This window comes from Pseudomonas sp. PDM18, assembly GCF_014852585.1.
Lineage (GTDB): Bacteria > Pseudomonadota > Gammaproteobacteria > Pseudomonadales > Pseudomonadaceae > Pseudomonas.
In genome coordinates, this window is the sequence record NZ_JACVBX010000011.1 from 193,553 (window position 1) to 205,556 (window position 12,004).

At 65.7% G+C, this 12,004-nt stretch carries 9 protein-coding genes; 4 read left to right on the plus strand and 5 right to left on the minus strand.

The genetic code is table 11. The annotated features are described in order from the left end of the window. Window positions 1-200 precede the first annotated feature (200 nt). The 4 genes from IB274_RS21765 to IB274_RS21780 are packed head-to-tail and all read left to right on the plus strand — an operon-like array spanning window position 201 to window position 9,206. A complete protein-coding gene (locus tag IB274_RS21765; protein ID WP_192434682.1) occupies window positions 201-1,499 on the plus strand; it encodes an MdtA/MuxA family multidrug efflux RND transporter periplasmic adaptor subunit in 1,299 nt (432 codons plus the stop codon). Then, window positions 1,496-4,618 carry an MdtB/MuxB family multidrug efflux RND transporter permease subunit gene (locus IB274_RS21770; protein WP_192434684.1) on the plus strand — a complete coding sequence of 1,041 codons (3,123 nt, stop codon included), beginning with the start codon at window positions 1,496-1,498 and terminating at the stop codon, window positions 4,616-4,618. Before IB274_RS21765 ends, IB274_RS21770 begins: the two co-directional genes overlap by 4 nt. Further along, entirely contained in the window at window positions 4,618-7,734 is a 3,117-nt protein-coding gene (locus IB274_RS21775) for a multidrug efflux RND transporter permease subunit (RefSeq protein WP_192434686.1), read from the plus strand. The genes IB274_RS21770 and IB274_RS21775 overlap by 1 nt, the downstream gene beginning before the upstream one ends. After that, on the plus strand, window positions 7,731-9,206 hold the full coding sequence (locus IB274_RS21780; RefSeq protein WP_192434687.1) for an efflux transporter outer membrane subunit: 1,476 nt from the start codon (window positions 7,731-7,733) through the stop codon (window positions 9,204-9,206). The genes IB274_RS21775 and IB274_RS21780 overlap by 4 nt, the downstream gene beginning before the upstream one ends. Before the next feature lie 7 nt (window positions 9,207-9,213). Here IB274_RS21780 and IB274_RS21785 read toward each other — a convergent pair whose 3' ends face one another. The 5 genes from IB274_RS21785 to IB274_RS21805 form a co-directional block, all read right to left on the minus strand. Further along, the gene (locus tag IB274_RS21785) at window positions 9,214-9,507 is read right to left on the minus strand and encodes a hypothetical protein (protein ID WP_192434689.1); all 294 of its coding nucleotides are present in this window, start codon (window positions 9,505-9,507) and stop codon (window positions 9,214-9,216) included. 23 nt (window positions 9,508-9,530) lie between these two features. Beyond that, window positions 9,531-10,124, minus strand: coding sequence for a C40 family peptidase (locus IB274_RS21790; RefSeq protein WP_192434691.1), 594 nt, complete (start codon window positions 10,122-10,124; stop codon window positions 9,531-9,533). Window positions 10,125-10,271: 147 nt separating this feature from the next. After that, window positions 10,272-10,916, minus strand: a complete 645-nt coding sequence (locus tag IB274_RS21795) for a C40 family peptidase (RefSeq protein ID WP_192434693.1) — start codon at window positions 10,914-10,916, stop codon at window positions 10,272-10,274. Between the two features lie 145 nt (window positions 10,917-11,061). Then, window positions 11,062-11,487 (minus strand): VOC family protein, encoded by a 426-nt coding sequence (locus IB274_RS21800; RefSeq protein WP_192434695.1) that lies wholly within the window; start codon window positions 11,485-11,487, stop codon window positions 11,062-11,064. 20 nt (window positions 11,488-11,507) lie between these two features. Then, window positions 11,508-11,969, minus strand: a complete 462-nt coding sequence (locus IB274_RS21805) for a hypothetical protein (protein ID WP_192434697.1) — start codon at window positions 11,967-11,969, stop codon at window positions 11,508-11,510. Window positions 11,970-12,004 lie beyond the last annotated feature (35 nt).

Sequence of the window (12,004 nt, forward strand, 5' to 3'; positions counted from 1 at the left end):
GTCCATCAGGACTGGCCCCAATGGCGCGGAACCTCCCGCGCCATTTCCGGGTCGCAATGCCCCGGTAATTCGTAACTCCCGGTAAATCAAAGGTAAATAGCGGGTAAAGAGACTTTGCCTGCGGCCATGCTGTGCTTATCGTTCAGCCTCGGTATTCTCACTTCCTTGCGCCAAACCCCCTTTTCAAAAGACAGAGTCCCATGACTGCAAGCAACGGATCGCCCTCGAAACTTCGTACCCTGCGCCCCTGGCTCATCACCGCGCTGCTGTTCGCCGCCGTGGTCGGGCTGATCATGTGGCTGCACTCGACGTCTTCGGGAACGCCGGCAGCCCAGGGCGGGCGCGGCGGGCGACCGGGGCCGGGGCAGATGGCCGCGGGGCAGGGCGGCACGGCGGTGACCGTCAGCGTCGCGCCGGTGCTCAAGGGCGACCTGCCGGTGCACTACCATGCGCTAGGCACGGTGACGGCCTACAACACCGTCAATGTTCGCGCGCGGGTCAGCGGTCAGCTGGTCAAGGTGCCGTTCCAGGAAGGCCAGGAAGTGAAGGCCGGCGACGTCCTCGCGGTGATCGACCCGCGTCCGTTCCAGGCCGCGCTGGACCAGGCCCAGGGCACGCTGCTGCAGAACCAGGCGCAGCTGAAGAACGCGCAGATCGACCTGGCCCGCTACAAGGGCCTGTACGCCGAGGATTCCATCGCCAAGCAGACCCTGGACACCCAGGAAGCCCAGGTCCGCCAGTACGAAGGCACCCTGAAGACCAACCAGGGCCAGGTCGCTGACGCCAAGCTCAACCTCGAATTCACCCAGGTGCGCGCGCCCATCTCCGGCCGCGTCGGTCTGCGTCAGGTGGACGTGGGCAACCTGGTCACCTCCGGCGACACCACGCCGCTGGTGGTGATCACCCAGGTCAAGCCGATCTCCGTGGTGTTCAGCCTGCCGCAGCAGCAACTGGGCACCATCGCCCGCGAGCTTTACAGCGGCAAGCCGGTGCCGGTCGAGGCGCTGGACCGCAACCAGAACCAGACCCTGGCCACCGGCGTGCTGAAGACCCTGGACAACCAGATCGACACCACCACCGGTACCGTCAAGCTCAAGGCCGGATTCGAGAACGACGACCACAGGCTGTTCCCCAACCAGTTCGTCAACGTACGCCTGCTCGCCGAGACCCTGCCGGGCGTGCTGACCATTCCGGCCAACGCCGTGCAACGCGGCAACGACGGCACCTACGTGTACCTGGTGGGCGAGGAGAGCAAGGCCAAGCGCCAGCTGGTCACCCTGGGCACCAGCGAGAGCGAGCGCGTGGTGGTCACCGAGGGCCTGAAGGAAGGCGACCGTGTCGTCGTCGAAGGCACCGACCGCCTGCGCGACGGCACCCGCATGAACATCGCGACCTCCGACGAGAAGGCCCGCGCGGCCGCCACAGAAGAGGGCGACAAGTCCACCGCCAAGCCGTTCGGTTCGGACACCCCGGTCCAGGACAGCGGTAAGAGCGAATGAACCCGTCCCGCCTGTTCATCCTGCGGCCGGTCGCCACCACGCTCCTGATGGTGGCGATCCTGCTGTCGGGGATCATCGCCTACCGCTTCCTGCCGATCTCGGCGCTGCCGGAAGTGGACTACCCGACCATCCAGGTGGTGACCCTGTACCCCGGCGCCAGCCCGGACATCATGACTTCCTCGGTGACCGCGCCGCTGGAGAACCAGCTGGGGCAGATTCCCGGCCTCAACGAGATGTCCTCCACCAGCTCTGGTGGCGCCTCGGTGATCACCCTGCAGTTCAGCCTGCAGATCAACCTTGATGTGGCCGAGCAGGAAGTCCAGGCGGCGATCAACACCGCGCAGAGCCTGCTGCCCAAGGACCTGCCGAACCAGCCGGTGTACAGCAAGGTGAACCCGGCGGACGCGCCGATCCTCACCCTGGCGGTGATGTCTCCGGACATGCCGCTGCCGCAGATCCAGGACCTGGTCGACACGCGCCTTGCGCAGAAGATTTCGCAGATTTCCGGCGTCGGCCTGGTCAGCATCAGCGGCGGCCAGCGCCCGGCCGTGCGCATCCGCGCCAACCCCGGCGCCCTCGCGGCCGCCGGCCTGAGCCTGGAAGACCTGCAGACCACCGTCACCAACAACAACCTCAACGGCCCCAAGGGCAGCTTCGACGGCCCGACCCGCTCCTCGACCCTGGACGCCAACGACCAGCTCAAGTCCGCCGACGCCTACCGCGACCTGATCATCGCCTACAAGAACGGCTCGCCGCTGCGCGTGCGCGACGTGGCCAGCGTGGAAGACGACGCCGAGAACGTGCGCCTGGCCGCCTGGGCCAACACCTCGCCGGCCGTGGTGCTGAACATCCAGCGCCAGCCGGGCGCCAACGTCATCGAGGTGGTCGACAGCATCAAGAAGATGCTCCCGCAGCTGCAGGCGACACTGCCCGGCAGCCTGGAAGTGACGGTGCTCACCGACCGCACCACGACCATCCGCGCCTCCGTGGCGGACGTGCAGTTCGAGCTGTTCCTCGCCGTCTGCCTAGTGGTGATGGTCACCTTCCTGTTCCTGCGCAATATTTCCGCGACGCTGATCCCCAGCTTCGCCGTGCCGCTGTCGCTGATCGGCACCTTCGGCGTGATGTACCTCGCCGGCTTCTCGATCAACAACCTGACGCTGATGGCGCTGACCATCGCCACCGGCTTCGTGGTGGACGACGCCATCGTCATGGTGGAGAACATCGCGCGTTACCTGGAGCAGGGCGACGAGCCGCTGGAAGCGTCGCTCAAGGGCTCGAAACAGATCGGCTTCACCATCATCTCGCTGACCTTCTCGCTGATCGCCGTGCTGATCCCGCTGCTGTTCATGGGCGATGTGGCCGGGCGATTGTTCCGCGAATTCGCCATCACCCTGGCGGTGGCGATCCTGATCTCCGGCTTTGTTTCCCTGACCCTGACGCCGATGCTCAGCGCCAAGCTGCTGCGCCACGTCGAGCCGGAGAAGGAGGGGCGCTTCGCCCGCGCCGCCGGGCGCTTCATCGACAACATGATCGAGCGCTACGCCGCCGCCTTGCGTGTGGTGCTGCGCCATCAGCCGCTGACCCTGCTGGTGGCCATCGCCACCGTGGTGCTCACCGCGCTGCTGTACATCTTCATGCCCAAGGGCTTCTTCCCGGTGCAGGACACCGGGGTGATCCAGGGCATCGCCGAGGCGCCGCAGTCGATCTCCTTCCAGTCCATGGCCAGCCGCCAGCAGGACCTGGCGAAGATCGTGCTGAAGGACCCGGCGGTGGACAGCCTGTCCTCGTTCATCGGCGTCGACGGCACCAACGCCACCCTCAACACCGGGCGCCTGCTGATCAACCTCAAGCCCCACGCCGAGCGTGACGTGACCGCCAGCGAGGTGATCCATCGCCTGCAGCCGGAGCTGGACCAGATCGCCGGCATCAAGTTGTACATGCAGCCGGTGCAGGACCTGACCATCGAGGACCGTATCGCCCGCACGCAGTACCAGTTCACCCTGCAGGACGCCGACCCGGATGTCCTCGCCGACTGGGTGCCGCGCCTGGTGGACCGCCTGCAACAACTGCCGGAGCTGGCCGACGTGGCCACCGACTGGCAGGACAAGGGCCTGCAGGCCTACATCAACATCGACCGCGATACCGCCTCGCGCCTGGGCGTGAGCCTGTCGAGCATCGACAGCGTGCTGTACAACGCCTTCGGCCAGCGACTGATCTCCACCATCTTCACCCAGGCCACGCAGTACCGCGTGGTGCTGGAAGTGGCGCCGGAATTCCAGATCGGCCCGCAGTCGCTGGAGAACCTCTACGTGCCGTCCAGCGACGGCACCCAGGTGCGCCTGTCGAGCCTGGCGAAGGTGGAGGAGCGCCACACCCTGCTGGCGGTCAACCACATCGCCCAGTTCCCGGCCGCGACCATCTCCTTCAACCTGGCCAAGGGCGTCGCCCTCGGCGAGGCGGTGCAGGCGATCCGCGACGTCGAGGCGCAGATGGAAATGCCCGTCAGCCTGCAGGGCAGCTTCCGCGGTGCGGCGCAGGCCTTCGAGGCTTCGCTGTCCAACACCCTGCTGCTGGTGCTGGCGTCTATCGTCACCATGTACATCGTGCTGGGCATCCTCTACGAGAGCTTCATCCACCCGGTGACCATCCTCTCCACGCTACCCTCTGCGGGCGTGGGCGCGCTGCTGGCGCTGATGCTCTCGGGGCAGGACATCGGCATCGTGGCGATCATCGGCATCATCCTGCTGATCGGCATCGTGAAGAAGAACGCGATCATGATGATCGACTTCGCCCTGGACGCCGAACGCAACGAAGGCAAGCCGCCCCATGAGGCGATCTACCAGGCGTGCCTGCTGCGCTTCCGGCCGATCCTGATGACCACCATGGCCGCACTGCTCGGCGCGCTGCCGCTGATGCTCGCCGGTGGCGCCGGCGCCGAGCTGCGCCAGCCGCTGGGCGTCACCATGGTCGGCGGCCTGCTGGTCAGCCAGTTGCTGACGCTGTTCACCACGCCAGTGATCTACCTGTACTTCGACCGTCTGGCCACGCGCTGGGCCAACTGGCGTCAGCGCCACGGCCTTGACGTGAACAGCATCGACCCGGCGGAGCGTGGCTGATGGGCGGCCTGTCGCGCCTGTTCATCCTGCGCCCGGTCGCCACCTGCCTGCTGACCCTGGCGCTGATGCTGGCCGGCGCACTGTCGTTCAGTTTGCTGCCGGTGGCTCCGCTGCCCAACGTCGATTTCCCGACCATCCTGGTGCAGGCCTCCTTGCCCGGCGCCAGCCCGGAAACCATGGCCTCCACGGTGGCAACACCGCTGGAGCGCTCGCTGGGTCGCATCGCCGGGGTCACCGACATGACCTCCAGCAGCTCCCTGGGCAACACCACCATCATCATCCAGTTCGACCTGTCCAAGGACATCGACGGCGCCGCGCGCGAGGTGCAATCGGCGATCAATGCGGCCATGAGCCTGCTGCCCTCGGGCATGCCGAACAATCCGACGTACCGCAAGGCGAACCCGTCGGACATGCCGATCATGATCCTCACCCTGACCTCGGATACCTACACCCGCGGGCAGATGTACGACCTGGCCTCGACCATCGTCTCGCCCAAGCTGGCGCAGGTGAAGGGGGTAGGGCAGGTGAGCATCGGCGGCTCCTCGCTGCCGGCGGTGCGCGTCGATGTCAATCCGGACCAGCTCAGCCAGTACGGCATTTCCCTGGACACGGTGCGCAACGCCATCAACAACACCAACGCCGACGGCCCCAAGGGCTCGCTGGAGTTCGGCGAGCGGCACTGGCAGGTGGACTCCAACGACCAGCTGCGCAAGGCCAGCGAGTACGCCCCGCTGATCGTCCACTACAACGCCGACACTGGCGCAGCGGTGCGCCTGCGCGACGTGGCCAAGGTCACCGACTCGGTGGAGGATGTGCGTAACGCTGGCTTCTCCGACGACCTGCCGGCAGTGCTGCTGATCATCACCCGACAGCCCGGTGCCAACATCATCGAAGCCACCGACGCCATCCACGAGCAGCTGCCGATCATCCAGGACGTGCTCGGCCCGCAGGTGAAGCTGTCGGTGATGGACGACCGCAGCCCGTCGATCCGCTCCTCCCTGGAAGAAGCCGAGCTGACCCTGATCATCTCCGTGGTGCTGGTGATCCTGGTGGTCTACCTGTTCCTGCGCAACGGCCGCGCCACGCTGATCCCCAGCCTCGCGGTGCCGGTGTCGCTGGTGGGCACCTTCGCGGTCATGTACCTGTGCGGCTTCTCGCTGAACAACCTGTCGCTGATGGCGCTGATCATCGCCACTGGCTTCGTGGTGGACGACGCCATCGTGGTGGTAGAGAACATCGCCCGGCGCATCGAGGAAGGCGACCCGCCGATCCAGGCAGCGATCCGCGGCGCGCGGGAAGTGAGTTTCACCGTGCTGTCGATGACCCTGTCGCTGGTGGCGGTGTTCATCCCGCTGCTGCTCATGGGCGGCATCACCGGGCGGCTGTTCCGTGAGTTCTCGGTGACCCTGGCGGCGGCCATCCTGGTGTCGCTGGTGGTCTCCCTGACGCTGACGCCGATGCTCTGCGCGCGCCTGCTCAAGCCGGTTGAGCGCGGGCCGAAGAAGGCCTCGGTGGAGCGCCAGAGCAACCGCTATTTCGTTGCCTTCATGCAGCGCTACCGCGCCAGCCTGAGCTGGGCACTGGAGCACTCACGGCTGATGGTGATGATCATGCTCGGCTGCATCGCGCTGAACCTGTACCTGTTCGTGGTGGTGCCCAAGGGCTTCCTGCCGCAGCAGGACTCCGGGCGCCTGCGCGGCTTCGCGGTGGCCGACCAGAGCATCTCGTTCCAGGCGCTGGACAAGAAGATGGCGCAGTTCCGCCGGATCCTTTCCGAAGACCCAGGCGTGGAGAACGTGGTGGGCTTTGTCGGCGGCGGCAAGTGGCAGTCGAGCAACACCGGCTCCTTCTTCGTCACCCTGAAGGACATCACCGAACGCGACTCCGCCGAGACCATCGTCAACCGCTTGCGCAAAAAGCTGGCGGAGGTGCCCGGCGCCAACCTGTTCCTGGTCGCCGGCCAGGACGTGCGCATCGGCGGCCGCCAGGGTAATGCGCAGTACGACTTCACCCTGCGCAGCGACGACCTCACCCTGCTGCGCGAATGGGCGCCCAAGGTCGAGGCGGCGATGAACAAGGTGCCGCAGATCGTCGATGTGAACAGCGATGCGCAGGACAAGGGCGTGCAGAGCCGCCTGGTGATCGACCGCGACCGCGCGGCGAGCCTGGGGGTGAACGTCGCCGAGGTGGACGCGGTGCTGAACAACTCCTACGGCCAGCGCCAGGTGTCGACCATCTTCAACCCGCTGAACCAGTACCACGTGGTGATGGAAGTCGCCCAGCCGTATCAGGAGACGCCCGAGGAGCTGCGCCAGGTCTACGTAATCAACAGCGAAGGCCAGCGCATCCCGCTCTCGGCCTTCACCCACATCGAGCCGAGCCGCGCGCCGCTGGAGGTCAACCACCAGGGCCAGTTCGCCGCCACCACCTTCTCCTTCAACCTGGCCCAGGGCGCGCAGATCGGCCCTGCCCGCGATGCGATCCTGGCGGCGGTGGAACCGATCCACCTGCCGATGGAAATCCAGGCCACCTTCGAAGGCAACGCCGGTGCGGTGCAGGACACGCAGAACGACATGCCCTGGCTGATCTTGCTGGCGCTGGTATCGGTCTACATCGTGCTGGGCATCCTCTACGAGAGCTACGTGCATCCGCTGACGATTCTCTCGACGCTGCCCTCGGCGGGCGTCGGCGCGCTGCTCACGCTGATGCTGTTCCGCACCGAGCTGTCGCTGATCGCGCTGATCGGGGTGATCCTGCTGATCGGCATCGTGAAGAAGAACGCCATCATGATGATTGACTTCGCCCTGGACGCCGAACGCACCCTGGGCCTGTCACCTCGGGACGCGATCCTGGAAGCGGCGATGAAGCGCTTCCGCCCGATCATGATGACCACCCTGGCCGCCATCCTCGGCGCACTGCCATTGATCTTCGGCATCGGCGGCGACGCCGCGCTGCGTCGCCCGCTGGGCATGACCATCGTCGGCGGCCTGATCGGCAGCCAGTTGCTGACTCTGTACACCACCCCCGTCGTCTACCTCTACCTAGACCGTCTGCGCCATTGGGTCAACAAGAAGCGCGGCGTGCGCACCGACGGCGCCCTGGAGACACCCGTATGATCCGTTCCCGTTCACTTCTTCCCTTGGCGTTGGCCGTGGCCCTGGCCGGTTGCGCCATCGGCCCGGACTATCAGCGCCCCGAGCTGACGGTGCCCGCCAGCTTCAAGGAGGGCGAGGGCTGGCAACTGGCGAAGCCGCAGGACGGATTAAACCATGGTGCCTGGTGGGAGCTTTACGGTGACGCCACGCTGAACGACCTGCAGACCCGCCTGGTGGCTGCCAACCAGACCCTGGCGCAGTCGCTCGCGTCCTATCGCCAGGCTCAGGCGCTGGCCAAAGGTGCGCGTTCTTCCTTCTTCCCCACGATCAGCGCCGATGTCGGCAAGACTCGCTCCGGGCAAGGCACCGGCAGCGGCGGCAGCGTGCGCCTGCCCGACGGCTCCACCGTCAGCAGTGGCGGCGGCAGCAGTTCGATCAGCAACAGCTATTCGGCGAGCCTCGGTGTGAGCTGGGAGCTGGACCTGTGGGGCAAGCTGCGCCGCCAGCTGGAAGCCGACAACGCGAGCATGGACGCCAGCGCGGCGGACCTGGCTAACTCGCGGCTTTCCCTGCAATCGCAGTTGACCCAGAACTACCTGCAACTGCGCGTGATGGACCAGCAGATCAAGCTGCTCAACGACACGGTCACGGCCTACCAGCGCTCGCTCAAGCTCACCGAGAATCAGTACAACGCCGGCATCGTGACCAAAGCCGATGTCGCCCAGGCACGTACCCAGCTGAAAAGCACCGAGGCCCAGGCCATCGACCTGAAGTACCAACGTGCGCAGCTGGAGCATGCCATTGCCGTGCTGGTCGGCGTGCCGCCGGCGCAGTTCTCCCTGGCGGCCGTGGACGGCGTGCCGAACCTGCCGAATGTGCCGACGCTGTTGCCGTCGGAATTGCTGCAGCGCCGCCCCGACGTGGCCTCCGCCGAGCGCCAGGTGATTTCCGCCAACGCCAAGATCGGCGTGGCCAAGGCTGCGTGGTTCCCCGACCTGACCCTCACCGCCGCCGGCGGCTACCGCAGCGGCAGTTTCCAGAACTGGATCGAGACGCCCAACCGCTACTGGTCCATCGGCCCGCAGTTCGCCATGACCCTGTTCGACGGCGGGCTGATCGCCTCCCAGGTCGAGCAGGCCGAGGCGAGCTACGACCAGACCGTGGCGAGCTACCGGCAGACCGTGCTGGAAAGCTTCCGCGAGGTGGAGGACTACATGGTCCAGCTCAAGGTGCTGGAAGAGGAAAGCGGCGTGCAGCAGGAAGCGCTGGACTCCGCCCGCGAGGCGCTGCGCCTGACCACCAACCAGTACAAGGCCGGTACCATCGACTACAGCAACGTGGTCACCACCCAGACCAGCGCGCTGTCCAACGAGCGCACGCTGCTGACCTTGACCGGCAGCCGCCTGACCGCCAGCGTGCAGTTGATTGCGGCTCTGGGCGGCGGTTGGGATGCGGCGAAAATCGCCGAGGAAGGGCAGGCGCAGCGGGACTGACGCAGGGTCAGTCTTCGTGCAGCGCGCTCACGGGAATGCGGAAGCGATTCTCGCCGTCCAGTGAGCGAATGCCGCGCGGCTTTACGGTGCTGACCAGCACCGTGCCGTCTAAGCGTTCCAGCACTTCGCAGGCAATACGCCCGCTGGCGGGCAGGCGACCGTCGTCCGGGCCGTGAATGACCGCCGAGCGCTTCTTCAGGAAGCGCCAGTCGCGGCCGTCGGAGTCGATCAGCCGGCACTCGGCCCAACCGGGAAAGCACTCTTCGGTGTAGCGGACGATCTCGACCAGGATGCCGGGCATCGCGAGCCTCTTGCGGATGGATGTCAGCCGTTGAAACGGCGTGCGGTAGTGAAGCTGCGATCCCAATAGCGATTGTCCAGGGAGTCCTGGCGTATGCGGCCGCCGCTGCTGGGGGCATGGATAAACTGGTTATTGCCAATATAGAGCCCGACGTGGCTGATGTTGCCGCGGCCGTTGCGGTTGAAGAACACGGCATCGCCGGGTTTGAGCTCGTCACGGTGGATGCGCAGGCTGTCGCTGTCGATCATCTCGCCGGTGGTGCGCGGCAGCTTCATGCCCGCCTCGGTGCGGAACAGGTAGACCAGCAGGCCGCTGCAATCGAAACCGCTGGCCACCGTGGTGCCGCCGAATCGATAGGGGATGCCGATGAGCTCCCGGGCGCGGGAAACTACGCGGGAGTTGCTGCCCGGCTTGATCTTATGCAGGTTGGCGCGGGGCGCTCGCTTGGCATTCGGATGCTGGTGAACGATGTTTCGATTGGCCGCTTTGCCTTGTGAGGCACGCGCAGGCTTTGCACTGGCTTTGTGGGCGGTGGGGCTCTTCGTCTCGCGGGCTTCGACCGCCATAACGGAAAGAGTGAGCAGCAGTGCGGTGCTCAGGATGATCAGGGGATGCATTTGGGGGACATCTGGGAAACGGGACAATGGAACGGGGCGCTATCTTAGAAATCTCGTTGCAAGAATTGACGTGGGAAAGATGCAAAAGCCGGTAGGCATTTTCTGATTGAGCGGTGAGCTGTGACTCGCTCGTGGAACCGCATCCGCTCAGCCGCTGAACCTGCGCGCCGTGGTGTAGCTGCGCTGCCAGTAGCTGTTGTCGAGGGAGTCGATGCGGATGGTTTTGCCGGTGCTGGGCGCGTGAATGAAGCGGTCGCCGCCGATGTACAAGCCCACATGGCTGGTGGCTCCCTCGCCGTTGTGGTTGAAGAACACGGCGTCGCCGGGCTGCAGTTCGTCACGGTCCACCTGATTGTGGCGCTGGGCAATCATCGAGGCGGTGGTTCTCGGTAACTTGCGATCGGCGATGCTGCGGTAGAGATAGACCAACAGGCCGCTGCAATCGAAACCGTCTTCCTCGGTCTGGCCGCCCCAGCGATAGGGTGTGCCGATCAGTTCGTGGGCGCGAGCAACGATGCGTGAGGTGTCCACCGGACTGAAGCGCCGTCGGTCTTCATGGCGCAGCCGGGCGAGCGTGCTCGAACGCTCGCCCAGGCGGGAGACCTGCACGGATTCCGAGTTGCGACGCGCACCTGCTTGGCGTGCAGTGGAGCTGGCGGCGGGGAAGAAGCTCCGGTCGATGGCCGAGGCCTCGCTGCGACGCCAATCCGGGGCGTCCAGCTTATCGGCTAGCGCAATGGGCGCCGCCAGGGTGCAGAGGAGGCAGAAGGGAATCAAGCGGGAAGGGCGCACGTCGAGTCACCTCAGGGTGAGCAGGGAAGACGGGCGCCATCGTAGGAATGGCTAGAGAAATGCTATGTAGGATGATTCCGCATGGAGTGAAGGGTGATTCCACGGTGGATGACTGGTCATCTGGCCACGCACCGAAAGCGAAGGCTCAGCGCGCGAACAGCTGGCCGATATCCTTGAAGGCCTTGAACTCCAGGGCATTGCCACAGGGATCGAAGAGAAACAGCGTGGCCTGCTCGCCCACCTGCCCCTGAAAACGCACGTGGGGCTCGATAACGAAATGCATGTTGCGTGCGCGCAGGCGCTGCGCAAGCCGCTCCCAGTCTTCCCAGGGCAGCACCACGCCGAAATGCGGTACTGGCACATCGTGGCCGTCCACCGGGTTGGTGTGCGCCGCCTCCTGGCTGGCGGTGCGCGGGTGCTCATGGATCACCAATTGGTGGCCGAAGAAGTCGAAGTCCACCCACTGGGTGCTGCTGCGGCCTTCGCGGAGGCCCAAGACTTCGCGGTAGAAGCGGCGCGCCAGGGACAGGTCGTAGACCGGAATGGCCAGGTGGAAAGGCGATAGTGGCATGGACGTGCTCCCTGTCAGGTTCAGGCCGGTACGCTCAGTAATCGCGTGATGCTGGCTTGGGCCGCGTTCATCTCACCCTCGCGGGCCAGGCGGGTGAACTGCAGCAAAGCATGTTCATGCTCGGCGAGATCCTCAAGGATGTCGCGGTCATCGTCGTCGCCCTCGTCAGCCAGGCTGTCGTAGCGCTGTACATAGGGCTCCACCAGCATTTCGAGCTTCTCCAGGGTCTGTGGCCAGTCCAGCCCCAGCCAGTCCATTGCGCGCTGGCGGCCTTGCTTTGCGGCGTGGGCTGTGTCGCCCAGCGGCAGGCCGTGACGCTGCAACAGGCGCGCCATGCGCAGGCCGGTCTGGCGCTCCAGTCGCGCCAGCAGGAGCATCGATGACGCCCCCTCCGGCAGTTGCTCGGCCAGGCCGAGGAAGAAGTTTTCGCCGCGGACTTCGCCCAGGTAGGCGGCCTGCAGTTCACTGGCTTGTCGGTGCATGCGTCGGTCCCCCTTTGCTGAATGGGACCAGCCTA

What these genes read in the sequence shown, in the direction of transcription:
- IB274_RS21765 (WP_192434682.1), top strand. Translation starts at nt 201, where the DNA reads ATGACTGCAAGCAACGGATCGCCCTCGAAACTTCGTACCCTGCGCCCC.
- IB274_RS21770 (WP_192434684.1), top strand. Translation starts at nt 1,496, where the DNA reads ATGAACCCGTCCCGCCTGTTCATCCTGCGGCCGGTCGCCACCACGCTC.
- IB274_RS21775 (WP_192434686.1), top strand. Translation starts at nt 4,618, where the DNA reads ATGGGCGGCCTGTCGCGCCTGTTCATCCTGCGCCCGGTCGCCACCTGC.
- IB274_RS21780 (WP_192434687.1), top strand. Translation starts at nt 7,731, where the DNA reads ATGATCCGTTCCCGTTCACTTCTTCCCTTGGCGTTGGCCGTGGCCCTG.
- IB274_RS21785 (WP_192434689.1), bottom strand. Translation starts at nt 9,507, where the DNA reads ATGCCCGGCATCCTGGTCGAGATCGTCCGCTACACCGAAGAGTGCTTT.
- IB274_RS21790 (WP_192434691.1), bottom strand. Translation starts at nt 10,124, where the DNA reads ATGCATCCCCTGATCATCCTGAGCACCGCACTGCTGCTCACTCTTTCC.
- IB274_RS21800 (WP_192434695.1), bottom strand. Translation starts at nt 11,487, where the DNA reads ATGCCACTATCGCCTTTCCACCTGGCCATTCCGGTCTACGACCTGTCC.
- IB274_RS21805 (WP_192434697.1), bottom strand. Translation starts at nt 11,969, where the DNA reads ATGCACCGACAAGCCAGTGAACTGCAGGCCGCCTACCTGGGCGAAGTC.